18 protein-coding genes are annotated in these 19530 nt (G+C 67.5%); 1 reads left to right on the top strand and 17 read right to left on the bottom strand.

Annotated elements, in window-relative coordinates:
* Window positions 1–752: hypothetical protein (locus J7346_RS11815; protein ID WP_209120143.1), on the top strand; the 752-nt coding region annotated here is incomplete at its 5' end.
* Here the strand turns inward: J7346_RS11815 and lpxB are convergent.
* The 17 genes from lpxB to dnaE form a co-directional block, all read right to left on the bottom strand.
* Complete coding sequence (gene lpxB, locus J7346_RS11820) at window positions 749–1918, bottom strand: lipid-A-disaccharide synthase (protein ID WP_209120144.1); 1170 nt, start codon at window positions 1916–1918, stop codon at window positions 749–751. The two genes, J7346_RS11815 and lpxB, sit on opposite strands and share 4 nt — an antisense overlap.
* Window positions 1915–2754 (bottom strand): UDP-2,3-diacylglucosamine diphosphatase LpxI, encoded by an 840-nt coding sequence (gene lpxI, locus J7346_RS11825; protein ID WP_348521505.1) that lies wholly within the window; start codon window positions 2752–2754, stop codon window positions 1915–1917. Before lpxI ends, lpxB begins: the two co-directional genes overlap by 4 nt.
* 1 nt (window position 2755) lies before the next feature.
* A complete protein-coding gene (lpxA, locus tag J7346_RS11830; protein ID WP_209120146.1) occupies window positions 2756–3544 on the bottom strand; it encodes an acyl-ACP--UDP-N-acetylglucosamine O-acyltransferase in 789 nt (262 codons plus the stop codon).
* Window positions 3544–4005 (bottom strand): 3-hydroxyacyl-ACP dehydratase FabZ, encoded by a 462-nt coding sequence (gene fabZ / locus J7346_RS11835; RefSeq protein WP_209120147.1) that lies wholly within the window; start codon window positions 4003–4005, stop codon window positions 3544–3546. The genes lpxA and fabZ overlap by 1 nt, the downstream gene beginning before the upstream one ends.
* Window positions 4006–4017: 12 nt before the next feature.
* Window positions 4018–5019 carry a UDP-3-O-(3-hydroxymyristoyl)glucosamine N-acyltransferase gene (lpxD, locus tag J7346_RS11840; protein ID WP_209120148.1) on the bottom strand — a complete coding sequence of 334 codons (1002 nt, stop codon included), beginning with the start codon at window positions 5017–5019 and terminating at the stop codon, window positions 4018–4020.
* Between the two features lie 16 nt (window positions 5020–5035).
* Window positions 5036–5623 (bottom strand): OmpH family outer membrane protein, encoded by a 588-nt coding sequence (locus J7346_RS11845; protein WP_209120149.1) that lies wholly within the window; start codon window positions 5621–5623, stop codon window positions 5036–5038.
* Window positions 5624–5660: 37 nt separating this feature from the next.
* The gene (gene bamA, locus J7346_RS11850; protein ID WP_209120150.1) at window positions 5661–8066 is read right to left on the bottom strand and encodes an outer membrane protein assembly factor BamA; all 2406 of its coding nucleotides are present in this window, start codon (window positions 8064–8066) and stop codon (window positions 5661–5663) included.
* Window positions 8067–8098: 32 nt separating this feature from the next.
* Entirely contained in the window at window positions 8099–9313 is a 1215-nt protein-coding gene (gene rseP / locus J7346_RS11855) for an RIP metalloprotease RseP (protein ID WP_209120151.1), read from the bottom strand.
* 38 nt (window positions 9314–9351) lie between these two features.
* Window positions 9352–10548: a 1-deoxy-D-xylulose-5-phosphate reductoisomerase gene (dxr, locus tag J7346_RS11860; RefSeq protein ID WP_209120152.1), complete on the bottom strand. Its 1197-nt coding sequence runs from the start codon at window positions 10546–10548 to the stop codon at window positions 9352–9354.
* Window positions 10545–11363 (bottom strand): phosphatidate cytidylyltransferase, encoded by an 819-nt coding sequence (locus J7346_RS11865; protein ID WP_209120153.1) that lies wholly within the window; start codon window positions 11361–11363, stop codon window positions 10545–10547. Before J7346_RS11865 ends, dxr begins: the two co-directional genes overlap by 4 nt.
* On the bottom strand, window positions 11363–12145 hold the full coding sequence (gene uppS, locus J7346_RS11870; RefSeq protein WP_348521506.1) for a polyprenyl diphosphate synthase: 783 nt from the start codon (window positions 12143–12145) through the stop codon (window positions 11363–11365). The genes J7346_RS11865 and uppS overlap by 1 nt, the downstream gene beginning before the upstream one ends.
* Window positions 12142–12699: a ribosome recycling factor gene (gene frr / locus J7346_RS11875; RefSeq protein ID WP_209120154.1), complete on the bottom strand. Its 558-nt coding sequence runs from the start codon at window positions 12697–12699 to the stop codon at window positions 12142–12144. Before frr ends, uppS begins: the two co-directional genes overlap by 4 nt.
* A 26-nt stretch (window positions 12700–12725) precedes the next feature.
* A complete protein-coding gene (gene pyrH, locus J7346_RS11880; RefSeq protein WP_209120155.1) occupies window positions 12726–13472 on the bottom strand; it encodes a UMP kinase in 747 nt (248 codons plus the stop codon).
* Window positions 13473–13604: 132 nt separating this feature from the next.
* Window positions 13605–14543 (bottom strand): translation elongation factor Ts, encoded by a 939-nt coding sequence (gene tsf / locus J7346_RS11885; RefSeq protein ID WP_209120156.1) that lies wholly within the window; start codon window positions 14541–14543, stop codon window positions 13605–13607.
* A 92-nt stretch (window positions 14544–14635) separates the two neighbouring features.
* Window positions 14636–15493 carry a 30S ribosomal protein S2 gene (rpsB, locus tag J7346_RS11890; protein ID WP_209120157.1) on the bottom strand — a complete coding sequence of 286 codons (858 nt, stop codon included), beginning with the start codon at window positions 15491–15493 and terminating at the stop codon, window positions 14636–14638.
* A gap of 179 nt (window positions 15494–15672) precedes the next feature.
* Window positions 15673–16035 carry a GFA family protein gene (locus J7346_RS11895; RefSeq protein ID WP_209120158.1) on the bottom strand — a complete coding sequence of 121 codons (363 nt, stop codon included), beginning with the start codon at window positions 16033–16035 and terminating at the stop codon, window positions 15673–15675.
* Window positions 16035–19496, bottom strand: a complete 3462-nt coding sequence (dnaE, locus tag J7346_RS11900; RefSeq protein WP_209120159.1) for a DNA polymerase III subunit alpha — start codon at window positions 19494–19496, stop codon at window positions 16035–16037. Before dnaE ends, J7346_RS11895 begins: the two co-directional genes overlap by 1 nt.
* Window positions 19497–19530: the final 34 nt, after the last annotated feature.

Raw genomic sequence — 19530 nt, forward strand, 5'->3', positions numbered from 1 at the left:
AGTCCGCCCCCCAGCACACCGGCCCCGCCGATGATGCGTGGGACGCGAAGCGCACTCTTTTGCTGGGCGGGGCCGGTGTGCTGGGGGGCGGACTGGCGGGGGTAGTCGGAGGGCTGATCTACGGCCTGATCGCGGTCGCCCATCCCCTGCAGCCCGGCATGGGGTCGGGCTCGATCCTGCTGGTGCTGGTGTGGCTGACGACGGTCGTCGCCCTTATGGGCGGGGCGGCGGTGGGCCTCGGCATGGCCGCGACCGGCCTCGGACGGCGCGAGCCCAGCCCCTGGATCATCTTCGGCGGCGCGCTGGGCGGCATGGTCGTCGGCGGAGCGGTCAAGCTGCTGGGCATCGACGCCTTCAACCTGCTGGTGGGTCGCTCGCCGGGAGACATCACCGGAGGGATGGAGGGCTTCCTCCTGGGCGGCGCCATCGGGCTCGGCCTATGGCTGGGGGCGCGGGGGCGTCAGCCGGTCCCCCTGCGGCGCTGCATGATCACGGCCGGTGTCACGGCGGCCGTGGCCGGGATGGCCATCCCCCTGTTCGGGGGCCGGCTGATGGGTGGCAGTCTGGACCTGCTGGCGAAGACCTTCCCCGAATCGCAGCTGCAACTGGGCATGATCGGAAGCTGGTTCGGCGAGGCCGGCTTTGGTCCGATCGCCCAGAGCGTCACGGGCGGCCTCGAGGGCCTGCTGTTCGGCCCCTGCGTCGTCGGCGCCATGATCCTGTCCCGCCGCGCCATGCGGGGCGAGGGTTAGGGCCGACCGCGTCCTTCGATCACATCCAGCACCGCCTCCGCAGCAATCTCGGACGGGTCGCGCCCTTCGCGGCCCATGAGGTCGAGGGCGGCGGTCTGGCGGCGGGCCTGGTCGGCACGGGCCGCCGGGTCCTGCAGCAAACGCTCGACCGCCGCGACCAGCTTGTCGGGGGTGGCGTCGTTCTGGATGTACTCCGGGGCGATCTCCTCGTCGGCGGCGTGATTGAACAGGGTCGCGTACTTCCCGGTGAAGAAGGGCCGCATGATCGCATAGCTGAGCGGCTGGAAGCGGTAGGCGATGATCATGGGCGCCCCCGCCAGCGCCAGTTCGGTCGAGACCGTGCCGCTGGTGGCCAGCGCGACGCTCGCCGCCTTCATGGCCGCGTATTTGTCGTCTTCCTCGACCAGATGCACCTTGTCGGGCATGGCGTTCAGGCGCTCACGGACGTCGGCGGCCACGGTGCCAGCCACCACGGCGGCGACCTCCAGATCGGGGTGGAGCGCCTTGAGCCGCCCGATGGTCTCGGCGTAGACCGGCGTCATCAGGCGGATTTCCGACGGGCGGCTGCCGGGCAGGACCAGCAGCAGAGGGGCGTCCGGCGCCATCCCGCGCGCGGCCCGGAAGGCGGCCGGGTCGGCACCGGACATGTCGACGTGCAGGGCCTGCGAGCCGACCACCGTAGTGGGAAGGCCCTCGCGCTCGAACCACGGCGCATCGAAGGCATAGAGCGCCAGGAGGTGGTCGACCGCCGCGGCGAGCGTCCTGGCCCGACCGGGGCGCGAGGCCCAGACCTGGGGCCCGACATATTTGATCAGGGGCACATCCGGCATCAGCGCGCGCACCGCCTTGGCCACCCGGATAGTGAAGCCCCAGCTGTCGATCAGGATCACGGCGTCAGGCCGCTCGCGGTCGGCCAACGCCGCCGTATCGGCCACCCGCTGCTTGACCAGCCCATAGGCCTTGAGGCCCTCGAGCCAGCCGTGGATCGACAGGTCGGCGATGTCGAACGGGCTGACGATGCCCTCGGCTGCCATCCGGGGCCCACCCACACCAACAAGGGTCAGATCATCGCCCAGCCGTCGCTTCAGGGCCTTGGCCAGACCTGCCCCCAGCGCATCGCCCGAAGCCTCGGCGGCCACCAGCATGACCTTCAGCGGGCGCGTCACTGCCCTTCCCCCCAGATGAACAGGCCCAGCCGGTCGGCTGTCTCGATCATGGCGGCCCGGTCGATCAGGATCAGGCGTCTGGCCTGTCCGCCCACGCCAGCGAGGCCCGCTTCCGCCGCCAGCTCGAGCGTGCGGGCGCCCATGACCGGCATGTCGACCCGCAGGTCCTGGATGGGCTTGGGCGCCTTCCCGAGCGCGCCCTTCGGCAGGGACGGATTACCCCGGAGATCGGCCGGGAGGCCTGCGACCCGCCGCAGCATGGCGTCGGTGCCCTCCTGGGCCTCCACGGCGAGCACCAGTCCGTCACAGACGACCGCGCCCTGGCCGATATCCAGTTCCCCCGACTTTTCCGCGACATGCAGCGCCTTCCTGAGGTCGGAAAGCTGGTCTTCGGTCGGCTGGATGCGCCCCAGCGCACCGGCCGGCAGGGTCTCGCCGCCCAGAATGTCGTCCGCCCCCTCGACCGCGAATCCCTCGGCCTCGAAGATCGACAGGATCTTGCGCAGCAGGGCGTCGTCGCCTTTGGTGGCCGCCGCAACGATGCCGGGCAGCAGGGTCGCGCCCTTGAAGTCGGGGCGCAGGGTCTTGAAGTCGGGCCGGTTGACCGTGCCGGCCAGACAGACCGCCTGACAGCAGGCGCCCTTCATTTCCGACAGGATACGACCGATCTCGGCCATGCCGGCCTCGATGCCGGGATAGCGCGCCAGATGGGCATCGGCGAAGCCGGCCAGGCGGATGACGTGTACCGCACGACCTTCGGCCTCGCAGCGCGCCGCGACGGCCAGTGGCAGGGCCCCGCCCCCGGCGATCAGGCCCAGCTTGCCCCGCGGTGCCACCTCAGTCCTCGGGCAGGCAGAGGGGCCGCCGCGTATCGCGCCGGATGAAGGTGATGATCTCGACGATCTCGGGCAGGTCGGCATAGGTCTGTGCGGCCGCGTCGATGCGTTGGGCGAAGGGCTGGTCCTTACGCTCGAACAGGTCGCGATAGGCCGCCAGCAGGCGCCGGACGGCGGCCTTGTCATAGCCCTTGCGCTTCAGCCCGATCAGATTAAGGCCACGCAGACGGGCATGATTGCCCCAGGCCGAGCCATAGGGAATGACGTCCCGCGTGACCGCCGCCAGACCGCCGACAATGGCGCCCTGCCCCACCCGGCCGAACTGGTGCACCGCCGACAGGCCACCCAGGAAGACCCGGTCGCCGATCTCGGCATGGCCGCCCAGGGTGGCGTTGTTGGCGAAGGTGATGTTGCTGCCGACGATACAGTCGTGGCCGACGTGGGCCCCGGTCATGAACAGATTGTCCGAGCCGATGATCGTCTCGCCGCTGCCCTGGGGCGTGCCGCGGTTGAAAGTGGAGTGCTCGCGGATGGTGTTGCGCGCGCCGATCTTCAGGGTGACCCGCTCGCCCTTGTAGCCGGTGTGCTGCGGGTCGCCGCCGATCACGGCGAAGGGGTGGATGACCGTGCCGGTTCCGACGGTCGTGTCGCGCGGGATCACCACATGGCTGACCAGGCGCACCCCGGCCTCCAGCGTGACGCCGGGACCCACCGTGCACCAGGGGCCGACCTCGACGTCGTCCGCAATCACGGCACCGGCGTCGACCAGGGCTGTGGCATGGATGGACATCAGCGGATCGGCTGTTCGACGGTGGACGCCATGGCGGCGAAGTCGGCTTCGGCCGCCAGCTTGCCGTCGATGAAGGTCTCGCCCCGGAATTTGAAGATGTCCCCGCGCTGTTTGGTGACCACCACCTTCATGTGCAGCTGGTCGCCCGGACGGGCGGGCTTGCGGAAGCGCACGCCGTCGATCGACATGAAGAGGATGACCTTGCCCTCGACAGAAATTTCCAGCGACTTGGACATCAGCAGGGCCCCGGTCTGGGCCATGGCCTCGACGATCAGCACGCCCGGCATGACCGGGTCGATCGGGAAGTGGCCGGGGAAGAAGGGCTCGTTATGGGTGACGTTCTTGATGCCGGTGATCGAGGTACCGGCCACAAAGTCCTCGGCGCGATCGACCAGCAGGAAGGGGTAGCGATGGGGCAGCCGCCGCATCACCTCGGCATAGTCGATCCGGTCGTCGGCCATGGAATCCTCGTGTCAGCCCTTCGTCTTGCTGACCTGTTTGGCCAACCAGACGGCTTCACGCAAGGATTGACGCAGGGGTTTGGCGGGATAACCGGACCAGGTCTCGCCCGGCGGGATGTCGGCCAGCACGCCGGCGCCGCCGGCCACACGGGCCCCTTCCCCGATGGTGATGTGGTCGCCAATCCCGGCCCGTCCGCCGAACATGACGTTGTCACCGACCGTCACGGAGCCCGAGATTCCGGTGTGCGCGGCCAGAAGACCATTGCGGCCGATGGTAACGTTGTGGGCGATCTGGACCAGATTATCGATCTTGGAATTCTCGCCGATGACCGTGTCATCAAAGGCGCCGCGATCGATGCAGCTGTTGGCGCCGACGGTCACGCCATCCTGAAGGATAACCCGTCCCAGCTGGGGAATGTCGACGGGGCCGGACCGTGAGGGCGCCGCCCCGAACCCGGCCTCGCCGATCCGCGCGCCCGCCAGAATGCGGACCCGGTCGCCGATCAAGGCATGGGACAGGCTGACCAGCGGGCCGATCTGGCAGTTGCGGCCGATCTGCACTCCGGCACCGACCACGGTATTGGCCCCGATCCGGGTGCCCCGGCCGATACTGACACCGGGTCCCAGCACCACACCGGGTTCGATGACGACACCGTCGTCTTCCAGCCAGGCCGGAGGGCCGGCCTGCGGGTCCAGCGCATGGGGACGATGCAGCAGGTCCGCCGCCCGCGCCCAGGCCGCCTGGACCTCGGGCGACACGATGACCGCAGCGCCCGCAGGGGCTTCATCCACGAGGGCTTCGGACAGCACAACGGCCCCGGCGCGGGTCTCGGCCAGGGCCGTCTTGTGTCGACGGTCGGACAGGAAGCTCAGGTCCGACGGCCCCGCTCGGTTGAGGGGCGCGACGCCGGCGATTGGCACATCACCGCCCCGCACGACCCGGCCACCAATGGCGGCGGCCAGATCGTCGACCGTCCGCTGGGGGAGGGTCTGAAAGAAGCGGGCGTCCGGCATCCCTGCCCTTCGGCTATTATTGCTGGGGCTGCTGGACCGGCACCGGCATGCGGTTGAAGGACAGCGACGGCAGCTGCGCGTTCAGGCGCTGGATCACCATGTCGGTGATGTCCATCTGCGGATTGGCCTGATAGACGGTCTCGCCGCTGATCAGGATGCCACAGCCACGCTCCTGGTAGACAGCGACGAGGATGGGGTCGATGGCGCGGGCGATCGCGGCACGCTGCTGCGACAGGGTGTATTCCAGTTCCTGGCCGCGGGTCTGTTCCAGTTGCTCGGCCTCGGCAATGCGCTGCTGCACGGCCTGGCTGCGCTGGGCGAACTCTTCCTGGGGGATGGTGCCGCGGCCTTGCTGCAGCGCCTGGATCTCGGTGCTGATGGCCTGGCCATAGGGGGCCAGCTCGTTGATGACCTCGTCGGTCAGACGGCGCATGCCTTGTTGCACAGACTGTCCGACAGTGGACTGCACCATCAGACGGGCATTGCTGTAGACGCACAGGCCAGGGATGACCGGACCGGGGTTCTGCGGACCGGCAGCCTGGGCCAGGACCGGCGACGCCGTCAGGGTGGCCAGGGCAACAGCGGCGATTGCGAACAGTTTCATGGTTTTACTCATTCAGCGGCGTCGGAAGTGACGCCTTCTAGAACTGGGTGGAAGTCGAGAAGCGGAAGCCCTCGGTCTTGTCGTAATCCTCGTGGGCGAAGATCTTGGAGATATCGAACCGGATCGGTCCGACCGGCGCGCGCCAGTGAATGCTGATGCCGGCCGACCCGCGAATGGCGAGATCGTCAACGATACGGGCATTCCGCAGGCCTGTGACGGGATCGAACAGATACCGGTCGTCCAGCACGCCGACCGTGCCCACGTCGGTGAACACCGAGGTGCGGATGCCGTATTCCTCCGGCAGGCCGTTGGGGACGGTCATCTCCAGCGTACCGATCACGTAGAAATTGCCGCCGAGGGCGTCAGTCGTGAGCGTGTCACGCGGGCCGAGGCCGGCGGTCTCGAAGCCCCGGAAGCTGTTGCCGCCCTTGAAGAAGCGGTCATTGATCCGGACCGGGTCGCCCCCCCAACCCGAGACGTACCCGGTCTGGAACTGGGCGGTGACAACCCACTCGGGACGGACGCCCCAGTAGGCGGACGCTTCGGCCTCGGTACGCAGATAGTTCACGTCGCCGCCCAGGCCTGCAAGGTCCTGACGCAGGGTGCCGACCCAGCCGCGGGTCGGCCGCACCGGATCGTTCCGGCGGTCGACCAGAATGGTGTAGCCCGCCGAGGAGTTCACGAACGAACCGACCTGGTCGCAGAGGGCCGACGAACCCTGCCCCGAGCTGCAGAAGCTGCTCGGGACGATCACTTCGTCCGCCTTCAGGAAGTAGCGGGTGCTGAGCAGGGTGTAGCCGTTCAGCGGATAGGACAGACGCAGCCCGGCCCCGGTCGAGCGGTAATCGTAGGACGAGAACTCGCTCAGATCATAGCGCGAGTGGAACAGGTCGAAACCGGCCCGGAGGTCACGGCCCATGAACTTCGGCTCGGTGAAGCGGAAGTCTAGGTTCTGGCGCAGCGAGCCCCATTCGATGCGCGCGACCACCGACTGGCCGCGGCCGCGGAAATTGCGCTCTGAAATGCCCAGGTTCACCACGAAGGAGTCGACCGAGCTGAAGCCGGCGCCCACCGAGAGCTCGCCGGTCGGCTGTTCCTCGACGGTCACATTGACGACCGAACGATCCGGCGCCGATCCGCGGACCTCTTCGACCGTCACCTCCTTGAAGAAGCCGAGGCCACGCAGGTTGTTGCGCGACCGCTCGACCAGAGTGCGGTTGAAGGCGTCCCCTTCGGTCAGCGCCAGTTCGCGACGAATGACCGGGTCAATGGTGCGGGTATTGCCGATCACATTGATGCGCTCCACGTAGACGCGCTGACCCTCGCGGACGTTGAAGGTCACATCAACAGTATCGGTTTCGGGGTTCGGACGATAGCTGGGCGTGATCTCGACGAAGGCATAGCCGGCCGAACCGGCAGCATAGGTCAGGGTATCGACCGCCTCCTCGATCTTGGCGCTCTCGTACAGATCCCCTTCGTGGATCGGGATGATCAGCTTGAGGAAGTCGGCATTCAGGCGGTCGTTTTCGGTAACCACATCCACGGTGCCGAAATTGTAGCGATCCCCCTCGTCGACCGTCAGGCTGATCGAGAAGGCGCTGCCGTCCGGCACCAGCTCCGCAACCGCCGACACAACGCGGAAGTCGTAGTAGCCCCGGTTGGTGTAGAATTCGCGCAGCTGCTCGCGGTCGTAGTCCAGACGATTGGGATCGTAGTTGTCGTTGCTGGTGAACAGGCGCCACCAGCGAGACTGTTTCGAAACCATGACCTCGCGCAGTTCGCCGTCGGAGAAGGCCTGGTTGCCGATAAAGGTGATGGCCTGCAGGCCGGTCTCGGGGCCCTCGTCAATCTCGAAGATGACGTCGACGCGGTTCTGCTCCAGCTGGACGATCTTGGGCGTCACGCTGGCCGAGATACGACCGGACAGGCGGTACAGCTCGACGATCTTGCCGACATCTTCCTGAACGCGGGCGCGGGTGTAGATGCCACGCGGGCGGATGGTGACTTCCTCGCTGAGCTTGTCGTCGCCCAGGGCGCCGTTCCCCTCGAAGATCACCTGGTTGATGATCGGGTTCTCGACCACCTCGACGATCAGCACGCCGTTCTGGACACCCATCTGGACATCGGCGAACAGGCCGGTGCGTGACAGGGTCCGCACGGCCACGTCCAGTACGACCGGATCGACCGTGTCGCCCGGACGGATGGGCAGGTAGGACAGCACCGTCGCGTCCTCGATCCGCAGGTTGCTGCCGCGCACCTCGATGGCGGTGACCAGTACCCGGTCGTCGCCGGCGGGGTCCTGGGCGGTCTGCTGGACATCAGTGGTCGGAGGCGGGGCCTCCTGGGCCAGGGCAGGCCCGGCCAGGCCGGCGGCGAGCACGAGCGCCACGGCACTTGCACGACCGGTAAAGGCAAAGGAGCGGGAAGAGGAAGTGTGGTGCATCACGGGTCCCATCGGGGGCTGGCGCCGGCTCATCAAGCGAGCCCGCCGAGGAATTTGAACAGGTTCAGCTTTTGTAGATCGTTCCAGGTGGCGAACAACATCAAACAGGCCAGCAAAGCAAGACCGACCCTGAATCCGGCCTCCTGATAACGTGCCGCGACAGGCTTCTTGGCAACAGCTTCATAGCCATAAAAAACCAGGTGACCCCCATCCAGGATCGGGATGGGCAACAGGTTTAGAAAGCCAATTCCGATCGAAAGTATGGCAGCAAAGCTGGCCATGGTCAGAACCAGGTTGAAAACGGTGGCGCCCGGGTCCGGATTGGCCTCAACCGCCGCATTGGTGAGCGCGCCTGAAGCCTTGGCGATGCCGATCGGTCCGCTCAGCTGGTCGCCGCTCTCGCGACCGGTGAAGATTCGCCCGATGTAGCGCAGGCTGGTCCCCAGCACGTCCGCCGTCTGGGAGACGCCCTCGCCCACGGCCGCCAGCGGGCCATAGCGGACGTGGCGGATCTCATCGACGGCCGGCAACAGCCCCAAACCGATGCGCCCGACCGAAATACGGCCCCCGACAGGATCAACCACCACCTCGCGCTCGGGCGTGGCGGTCAGGGTCACTTCGGCCCCGTCGCGCTCGACGAGGAAGCGCAGCTGGTCGCCGCTGCTCAGCGACACGATCCGGGTCACATCGCGAGAGTCGTCCACGCGACGGCCGTTGATGCCGGTGATCAGGTCCCCTTCACGGAAACCGGCAGCTGCAGCGGGGCTGCCCTCACTGACCTGGGCCACGCGAGCCGGCAGGATCTGCACGCCGATCAGCGAGAACAGCAGGGTGAAGATGAAGATGGCCAGCACGAAATTGGCCAGCGGCCCGGCGGCCACAACGAGGGCGCGCTGCCACACGGGTTTGAAATGATAGTAGTCCCGGAGCGCCGCCGGACCCTGCTCGGCGACGATGCGGCCCTTCAGTTCGGCGAGGCCGGCCTCGTCCGGCACGCTGGAGGGATCGAGATCGCCCGAGAATTTGACGTAGCCCCCCGCCGGGATCCAGCCGAGGCGCCATTCGGTGCCGTGTTTATCGGTACGGCTGAGCAGGGCACGGCCAAAGCCGATGGCAAAACGGTCGATCTTGACGCCAAAGGCCCGCGCGACAAGGAAATGGCCCAGTTCGTGGACCGTGACCACGACGGTCAGGACCAGCAGAAACGGCAGGACATAGAGCGGCACCTGCGCCAGAAACTCCAACATTCGGTCGCCCTACTCCCCCTGGTCGATCCGGAATCGGATCACGCCGCCTGTCCTCGTCGGTCCAGACAGGTCCGGGCCAGACGCCGGGCCTGTTGGTCCACAGCCAGGGCCACCTCGCAGGCGTCCCCGGTCGCGTCGGCAAGGCCAGAGGCCGACGCCGCTTCCAGCGTGTCGGCTATGACTGCGGCAATATTGAGAAAGCCCAGACGACGGTCAAGGAAGGCCAGGGCTGCCACTTCATTGGCGGCGTTGAACACCGCCGGGGCATTGCCGCCGGCCTTCAGCGCCTGCCGGGCCAGGTCCAGGGCCGGGAATCGCTCGATGTCCGGGGCCTCGAAGGTCAGGCTGCCCAAAGCGACCAGATCGAGCGGCGGGGCCTCCCATGCCATGCGCCGGGGCCAGGCCAGGGCATAGGCAATCGGCGTGCGCATGTCGGGCGGGCCCATCTGGGCGAGTGTGGATCCATCCACACATTCCACAAGGCTGTGGATGATCGACTCCGGGTGGACCACCACATCGATCTTCGCCTCGGGCATGGCAAACAACCAGGCGGCCTCGATCATCTCGAGCCCCTTGTTGGCCAGGGTGGCGCTGTCGACGGAAATCTTGGCGCCCATGCTCCAGTTGGGATGGGCCACGGCCCGCTCGGGCGTGACCTGCGCCAGCTCGTTGAGCGGCGTCTTGCGGAAGGGACCGCCCGAGGCCGTCAGGACCAGACGGTGGACGTCCTGCGGCCGGTCATGGGGAAACACCTGATAGATGGCCGAGTGCTCGGAATCGACCGGCACCACCCGTCCTCCGGCCGCCAGGGCCCGGGCCATGAGGGCCGGCCCGCAGCACACCAGACTCTCCTTGTTGGCCAGGCCGAGGACCGCCCCCGTCCCTGCCGCCGCCCAGGCCGAGCGAAGGCCGGCGGCGCCGACGATGGCCGCCATGATCCAGTCGGCCGGGCGCAGGGCAGCCTCGACCAGGGCGTCGGCCCCGGCGCTGACCGCGATCCCGGTCCCGGCAAGCGCCTGCTCAAGCTCGGGGCGCAGGCCCTCGTGGGCGGTGACGACGACCTCGGGCCGCCATCGGCGCGCCGCCTTGACCAGCCGGGCAATGTTGCGCCCGCCCGTCAGGGCCACCACGTGGAAGCGTTCCGTGCCCGCCCGCTCGGCCTCGTCCATCAGGGCGAGCGTCGAGCTGCCGACCGAGCCGGTCGCGCCCAGAACGGTAATGCGGCGGGGGGTCACGCGGTGGCGTCCATCAGGATGAAGATCAGCCGGGCGGCCGCCATGACCACAGCGGCGAACATCAGGCCGTCGACACGATCCAGCAGACCGCCGTGCCCCGGGATCAGGCCCCCGGCGTCCTTGACGCCGAACCGGCGCTTGATGGCCGACTCCCACAGGTCTCCGGCCATGGTCGCAAGGGCTGCGGCCAGGCCCAGAACCAGACCCCAGAAGGGATGCGGCACGTCCAGAGGCAGGACCCAGGCGATCAACCCTCCGGCCGCCGCACCGGCGACCATGCCGCCGACGAAGCCGGACCAGGTCTTGTTGGGGGAATAGCGGGGCCACAGCTTGGGCCCCTTCAGCAGGCTGCCGACGATGAAGGCGGCCACGTCCGATGACCAGGCGACCACAAAGACCAGAATGGTCCAGCTGAGACCGACCATCGACTGGCCGTCGCGCAGCCAGATCAGCAGTATGGCGGGCCAGCCGAGGTAGAGGACGCCATAGGCCGCATCCAGACCCTCCTGCCCGATCCGTCTGGCGAACAGGCCGGCGGCGGCGGCGGCCAGCACCAGGGTGACGAGGGCGGGCGACATGGCCCCCGTGTCGGCAATGGCGGTGACGGCGACCAGCGACAGGGCCACCGCCCAGAAGATCGGCGTGGGGCGCCCGGGGACGCTCATCTCGGCCCATTCGCGGGCCAGCAGCACACAGGCCGCCAGCATGATGGCGAGGAACCATAGATTACCGGCCCAGATCGCGAGCACGGCCAGAGGCGCCAGCACCAGCGCCGACACCACCCGCATGCCCAGATTGCCGAACGGAATGGCCATCAGGACGCCACCGCCGAGGGTTCGGGCGCGCGTCCACCGAAACGCCGGTCCCGACGACGGTATTCGCCGACCGCGGCGTTCAGGGCCTCGGCGCCATAGTCCGGCCAGAGGATGTCCTGGAAGACCATTTCGGCATAGGCCGCTTCCCACAGCAGGAAGTTCGACAGCCGCTGCTCGCCCGAGGTGCGGATGATCAGATCGACCGGCGGCCCCCGATGGGTCGACAGGGCCCCGTCGATGTCAGCCTCGGTGAAGGTGGGGCTCGCCTCGCCGCTCTCCGCCGCGCGGCGGACCAGGCGGTTCATGGCGTCCACGATGTCGGCGCGGCCGCCATAGTTGAACGCCACCTGCAGCAGGAAACGGTCGTTATGCGCGGTCTCACGCTCGGCACGATCGACAATGGCAGCGATATCTTCCGGCAGGCCCTCGCGGCGGCCCAGGATATGGATCCGCACCCCTTCCCGCTTCAGTCGGTCGAGATCGCTGCCGACATAGGCGCGCACCAGCCCCATCAGGTCCGAGACCTCCTCGGCCGAGCGCTTCCAGTTCTCGGTCGAGAAGCCGAACACCGTCAGGCACTGGATGCCGAGGTCGGCCGCCGCCCGCACGGTGCGCTTCAGGGCCTGCACACCCTCGCGGTGGCCCATCGCCCGGGGCAGACCCCGCGCCGCCGCCCAGCGTCCGTTGCCGTCCATGATCAGGGCGACGTGGGCCGGTCCCGTGACCGTGTCGGCCCGGGCGGAGGAGGACTCTGACGCGTGAGGGGGCCCCGAGGTCGTCACACCTGCATGATCTCGGCTTCCTTGACCTTCATCATCTCGTCGATGCGCTTGATGGCCGCGTCGGTGTCCTTCTGGACCTCGGCTTCCATCTTCTTCTGCTCATCCTGACTGATGTCGCTGGCCTTTTCCGCCTTCTTGAGGTCGTCGTTGGCGTCGCGGCGCACGTTGCGCACGGCGATCTTCTGCTGCTCGGCGTATTTGCCGGCCAACTTGACCAGGTCGCGACGGCGCTCCTCGGTCAGCGGCGGGATCGGAATGCGCAGGGTCTGGCCGTCGACGACGGGGTTCAGGCCCAGGCCGGCCGAGCGAATCGCCTTTTCGACCGACACCACCATGCCCTTGTCCCAGACACTGACGGTGATCATGCGCGGCTCGGGCACGCTGATGGCGGCGACAGCATTCAGGGGCGAAGTCGAGCCATAGGCCTCGACCTGGACCGGGTCGAGCAGGCCCGCGTTGGCCCGGCCGGTGCGCAGGCCGGCGAACTCGTCCTTCAGCGCGGCCACAGCCTTGTCCATGCGATCGCGGTAGGATTTCAGATCGGGTTTGGCCATTTTATCCTCGTTGCAGGTCTGTTCGTTCAGCGGTCGCTTCTAGCGCCCGACTGGATGACGGTGAAGGCGCCCTCGCCGCGAAGCACCTTGTCGAGCGAGTCGTCCTCGCGGATCGAGAAGACGACGATGGGGATGCCGCTGTCGCGCATCAGCGCCACGGCCGAGGCGTCCATGACCCGAAGGTCGCGCGCCAACACATCGTGATAGGTCAGGGTGTCGTAGCGGGTGGCCGAGGCGTCCTTCTTGGGATCGGCGCTGTAGACGCCGTCCACGCTGGTACCCTTCAGCAGGGCATCGCAGCCCATTTCGGCCGCGCGCAGCGCCGCCCCCGAATCGGTGGTGAAGAAGGGCGCGCCCACGCCGGCGGCGAAGATCACCACCCGGCCCTTTTCGAGGTGACGCAGGGCGCGGCGACGGATGTAGGGCTCGGCCACCGCATTCATGGTCAGGGCGCTCTGCACGCGGGTCTGGACGCCGATTTTCTCAAGCGCCCCCTGCATAGCCAGGGCATTCATGACAGTCGCCAGCATGCCCATATAGTCAGCGGTCGTCCGTTCCATGCCAGCCGCTGCCTTGGACACGCCGCGGAAGATGTTGCCGCCACCGATCACCAGACAGATTTCGACGCCCTGCCGCGCGACCCGGGCCACGGCCTCGGCCACCGATTCGACCGTGCCGATATCGATGCCGAATCCCTGGTCTCCCATCAGGACCTCGCCCGACACCTTCAGCAGGACGCGCTTGTATCGATATCCGGACGAGGGTGAGGGCATGATCTATCCGTCAACAGGAAGCCGCGCGAACCGGCGGCCATAAACAAGGGGCGCGTGGGCCTTCAAAGCCCAACGCGCCCCCGTATGCAACGCTCCGATCACAGATCGGAACGGTATTCGACCAATCGGGCCTTAGCCGGCGGTCATCGACGCCACTTCGGCGGCGAAGTCCGGGCCTTCGACCTTTTCAACGCCCTCACCCAGCGCCAGACGGACAAAGCCGGCCAGCTTCAGGTTCGACGAGCCGAGTTCCTTGGCCGTGTCGGCGACCAGTTGCTCGACCGTGACGTCGGGGTTCATGACGAACGGCTGCTTGGACAGCACCACGTCCTTCTGGAACTTGGCGATCTGGCCCGAGACGATCTTGTCGATCATGTTCTCGGGGCGACCTTCTTCCTTGGCCTTTTCGGTCAGGACAGCGCGTTCCTTCTCGATGGCGGCGGGGTCCAGATCGTCAGTGTTCAGCGACAGCGGCGCCGTGGCGGCGACGTGCATGGCGATCTTGCGGCCCAGCTCGCGCAGCGCAGCCTTGTCACCCGCGCCTTCCAGCGCGACCAGCACGCCGATGCGGCCGACGCCCGGCGACACGGCGTTGTGGACGTAGGAGGCGACGACGCCTTCCTCGACCGACAGGCGCGCGGCGCGACGCAGCTGCATGTTCTCGCCGATGGTGGCGATCAGGCGGGTCACCTCGTCCTGGACGGTGGTGCCGTTTTCGAGCTGGGCGCCGTGGATGGCCTCGACGCTGTGGTGCTCGAGGCCCAGTTGGGCGAACGACTTGGCCGCTTCCTGGAACAGGTCGTTGCGGGCCACGAAGTCGGTTTCGGCGTTGAACTCGATGGCGGCACCGATTTCGCCCTTGCCGTCTTCACGGGTGGCGACGGCGACCAGACCTTCGGCGGCGACGCGGTCAGCCTTCTTGGCGGCCTTGGACAGGCCCTTGGCGCGCAGCCAGTCGATGGCGGCAGTGATGTCGCCATTGGTTTCCTGCAGGGCCTTCTTGCAGTCCATCATGCCCACGCCCGAACGCTCGCGCAGTTCCTTGACGAGGGCGGCGGTGATCTCGGCCATGTTCAGTCTCCTGATATTCTGAATGCGGGAACGGCCGGGCTGGTTTAGCCCGGCCGCGTAACAGTTTGGCGGTCGCGGAGAACCGCCTGGCGTCAGGCCTCGGCCTTGTCCGTCTCGGCAGCTTCCGGAGCCGCCTCCTCGGAGGCCGGAGCGGCCTCAGCGGCGGCTTCGGGCTCGGCTTCAGCCGGAGCGGCCTTGGTGCTCAGGGCCGGCTCGGACGGAGGGGCTTCCGAGGCGCCGATATCGACACCCGAGGCCGACTGGCCGGCGGCCAGACCGTCCAGAACCGCGTCGGCGATCAGATCGCAGTAGGTCTGGATGGCACGCGCGGCGTCATCGTTGCCCGGGATCGGATAGGTGATGCCGTCCGGATCGCAGTTGGTGTCGAGGATGGCGATCACCGGAATGTTCAACTTGCGCGCTTCCAGGATGGCGATCGACTCCTTGTTGGTGTCGATCACGAACATGATGTCCGGCAGCCCGCCCATGTCCTTGATGCCACCCAGCGACAGCTCCAGCTTGTCGCGCTCGCGGGTCAGGGTCAGCAGTTCCTTCTTCTGGCGGCCTTCGCCACCGGTTTCCAGAAGGGCGTCCAGTTCACGCAGGCGCTGAATCGAGCCCGAGACCGTCTTCCAGTTGGTCAGGGTGCCGCCGAGCCAGCGGTTGTTCATGTAATATTGGGCGCAGCGCTTGGCGGCTTCGGCCACCGGATCCGACGCCTGACGCTTGGTGCCGACGAACAGCACGCGGCCGCCCTTGGCCGCCACATCGCGCACGGCGACCAGCGCCTGGTGCAGCAGCGGGATCGACTGCGACAGGTCGATGATGTGGATGTTGGAGCGCGAGCCAAAGATGTAGCGCTCCATCTTCGGGTTCCAGCGGTGGGTCTGGTGGCCGAAGTGGGCGCCCGCTTCCAGCAGGGTGCGCATCGAGAATTCAGGCAGAGCCATGATCGTAAAGTCCTTTTTCCGATTCAATCCGCCGCAGACGGTGAAAAGGACCGCCGGGTCCCTCGGAACGGCTCGACCGGGATGTCTCCCCGGACGCGCCACGCCTGCGTGTGAAGTGCGCGGGCATCTAGGCGACATCGACGGAAAAGGCAAGGCCTGGGTCGCAGGTCCCCGGACGGTCAGAGCTTGTGCAGGCCGTCGAAGCGCGTGGTTTCGACCGTCCACGGCTCGACATCGTCAAGCGTGCGGACATTGACTGCGATCATGTCACGCCCGTCCGGAGACTTGCCGGCGCCAAAAGGCTCAACGCCACACACGCGGCAGAAGCGATGGCTGATGACATGGCGATTGAACAGATACTCGCTCAGCCGGTCCTCGCCCCGGATCAGGCGGAAGGCCTCGGGCGTAACGAAGCCCAGCATCAGGCCCTTGCGGTAGCAGTGGGTGCAGTTGCACTCGATCACCCCGGACAGGTCCAGGTCGGCCTCGAAGGCCACGGCCCCGCAGTGACAGGACCCCTTGTGTGTCGCCGTCTCGCCCATCACGCCTCCTCCAGCAGAACCACGCCCGGCACGGTCTTGAGCGCCCCCCGCAGGGCTGCATCCAGCCGGTATCGCCCGGGCAATTTCACCTCGACCTCGCGCCGGCCCTCCAGGGTGGCGATCAGGCTGACCTCCCCGCCCCGCCCCGGCCCCTGGGCCCTTGACCGGTCCAGCCGCGCCTTCAGCGCCTCCGGGTCCGCCGCGCGGCCGGACACATGGACCCTCAGGTTGACGTCGGACTGTTCGATGGCCGCATCCATGCGGCTGGCCTCGTCGCCGAAGAAGCGCACCTCGCCGTCGCTGGCCTTGGCCCGCACCTTGACCATCAGGGCGGCGCCGACCTCCAGCACGTCGCGATAACGCCGCAGGGACTCGGGCGTGAACAGGCATTCGAACTCGCCCGTCGGGTCCGAGAAGTTGACGAAGGCGAACTTCTCGCCGCTGCGGGCGCTGGTCCGCTCCTGCCGGCGACGCACGACCCCGGCCATCAGGAAGGCCTCATGCCCCCCCTCCGCCAGCGACAGGGCCTCGGCCGCGAAGGTCACCCGCTTGCGGCGCAGCGCGGCTTCCATGTCCTCCAGCGGGTGGCCCGACAGATAGAAGCCGACCGCCGACAGTTCCTGGTCCAGCCGCTCGGGCCCGACCCAGGGCTCGACCGACTTGAGGCGTGGTCGCGCGGCATGGGCCTGATCGGCCCCGAACAGGCTGACCTGCGACGAGGCCCGCTCGGCGGCCACGCTCTGGCAATAGGCCATCAGGGTGTCGGCCTGGTCGAGGATCTGGTGCCGGTTGGGGTGCAGGCTGTCCAGCGCGCCGGCCTTCGCCAGCCCTTCCAGCGCGCGCTTGTTCACCGCCCGCGGGTCGACCCGCTCAAGGAAGTCGAACAGGTCGGCGAAGCGGCCACCGGTCTCGCGCACCTCGACCACATGGCGCATGGCCTCCAGCCCGACGTTGCGGATGGCGCCGAGGGCATACAGCACCGCGCCCTTGCCCTCGTCATCGTAGGCCACGTCAAAGTCGGCAGCCGAGCGGTTGATGTCGGGCGCCAGCACCGTCACCCCGGCCTTGCGCGCATCCTGATAGAAGATCGCCAGCTTGTCGGTGTTGGAGATATCCAGCGACATGGAGGCGGCGAAGAACTCGACCGGGTGGTTCGCCTTCAGCCAGCCCGTCTGATAGCTGATCATCGCATAGGCGGCGGCGTGCGACTTGTTGAAGCCGTAGCCCGCGAACTTGGCCACCAGATCGAAGATACCGCCCGACTGGGCTTCCGGCACGCCACGCTCCGAGGCGCCCGCAACGAAGCGCGCCCGCTGGAAGTCCATCTCCTCCTTCTTCTTCTTGCCCATGGCGCGGCGCAGAAGGTCGGCTTCGCCCAGGCTGTATCCGGCCAGGATCTGGGCGATCTGCATCACCTGCTCCTGGTAGATGATGACGCCGTAGGTCTCCTTCAGCACATCGGCCAGCGAGGGATGGAGCGTATCGACCTCGGCCCGCCCGAATTTGCGGTCGATATAGACGTCGATGTTCTCCATCGGCCCGGGCCGGTAGAGCGAGATCAGGGCGGTGATCTCCTCGATCGACTCGCAGCGCATCTTGCGCAGGGTGTCGCGCATCCCCTGCGATTCCAGCTGGAACACGCCGACCGTCTGGCCCGAGGCCATCAGCTCATAGGTGGCCTTGTCGTCGAGCGGCAGAAGCGAGAAGTCGACCGCCGCGCCGCGCCGGGCCAGATAGCCGTGCGCGCGGTCCAGCACTGTCAGGGTCTTCAGGCCAAGGAAGTCGAACTTCACCAGACCGGCAGGCTCGACCCACTTCATGTTGAACTGGGTGGCCGGAATGTCGGAGCGCGGATCCTTGTAAAGCGGGGTCAGTTCAACCAGCGGCCGGTCGCCGATGACGATGCCGGCGGCGTGGGTCGAGGCGTTGCGGTACAGGCCCTCCAGCTCCAGCGCCGTGGCCAGCAGGGTTGCGACCGCAGGCTCGGCGTCGCGGGCCTCCTTCAGGCGCGGCTCAAGCTCGATGGCCTGGGCCAGGGTGACCGGATTGGCGGGGTTGGCGGGCACCATCTTGGCCAGCCGGTCGACCTGGCCGAGCGGCATCTGCAGCACCCGGCCCACATCGCGCAGCACGGCCCGCGCCTGCAGGGTGCCGAAGGTGATGATCTGGGCGACGCGATCCTCGCCATAGTGCTTCTGCACATAGGCGATCACCTCTTCCCGGCGCTCCTGACAGAAGTCGATATCGAAGTCGGGCATGGACACCCGTTCGGGATTCAGGAAGCGCTCGAACAGCAGGCCGAACCGCAGCGGATCGAGGTCGGTAATGGTCAGTGCCCAGGCGACCAGCGAACCGGCGCCGGAGCCCCGGCCCGGCCCCACCGGAATGCCGTGCAGCTTGGCCCATTTGATGAAGTCCGACACGATCAGGAAGTAGCCGGGGAAGCCCATCTGCTGGATGATGCCGACCTCGAACTCCAGCCGGTCCCAGTAGGCCTGCTCCGGTGCGGCCGCCTCGACCGAGGCCAGCCGGGCCTTGAGCCCTTCACGCGCCTGAAACGCCAGTTCGTCGGCCTCGTCCCGGCCCTCGCCCGTGTCGAACCGGGGCAGGATCGGCGCGCGGGTGGGCACGAGGAAGGCGCACCGCCGTGCGATCTCCAGCGTATTGTCACAGGCCTCCGGCAGATCGGCGAACAGGGTCCGCATGTCCGCCGCCGACTTGAACCAGTGGTGGGAGGTGACGCGTCGCCGATCGTCCTGACCGGTGAAGGCCCCGTCGGCGATGCACAGCAGGGCATCGTGCGACCGGGACCGGTCCGCACGGGCGAAATAGACGTCATTAGTGGCGACCAGCGGAACGTCCGTCTCATAGGCCCAGGCAACCAGCCCAGCCTCGGCCTGACGCTCTTCGGGCAGGTTATGGCGCTGAAGCTCGACATAGAAGCGGTCGCCGAACACCCGCGCCATTTCGGCCAGGGCCTCTCGCGCCTCGCCGTCCCGATTCTGCACGAACAGGGGATCGACCGGACCGTCCGGACCGCCCGACAGAAGGATCAGACCCTCGGCATGCTCACGAACCCGGCTCCAGGCCACGCCCGGCTCGGCCAGATCGCCGGCTTCCAGATAGGCCAGCGACGACAGGGCCGACAGATTTCTCCAGCCCAGCTCGTTCTGGACCAGCAGCACCACCGTCGGCAGGCGCGCCCAGCGCTCGGACTTTTGCCCGCCGATGCCGGTGACCGGCAGGGCACAGCCGACGACCGGCTGCACGCCCGCCCCCTTGGTCGACTGGCTGAATTCCAGAGCCCCGAACAGATTGGTGCGGTCGGCGATGGCGACCGCCGGCATGCCGGCATCCGCCGCCATCTTCCCCAAGGCCGACGCCTTGATGGCCCCCTCGAGCAGGGAATAGGCCGACCGGGCCCGCAGGTGGACAAAGCCGTTTTCGAAGGCCTCCGTCACCGACTGTCTCCCCTGCCCTGCGGATCACACATGC

The organism is Brevundimonas sp. A19_0 (genome assembly GCF_017744255.1).
Taxonomy (GTDB): Bacteria; Pseudomonadota; Alphaproteobacteria; order Caulobacterales; family Caulobacteraceae; genus Brevundimonas.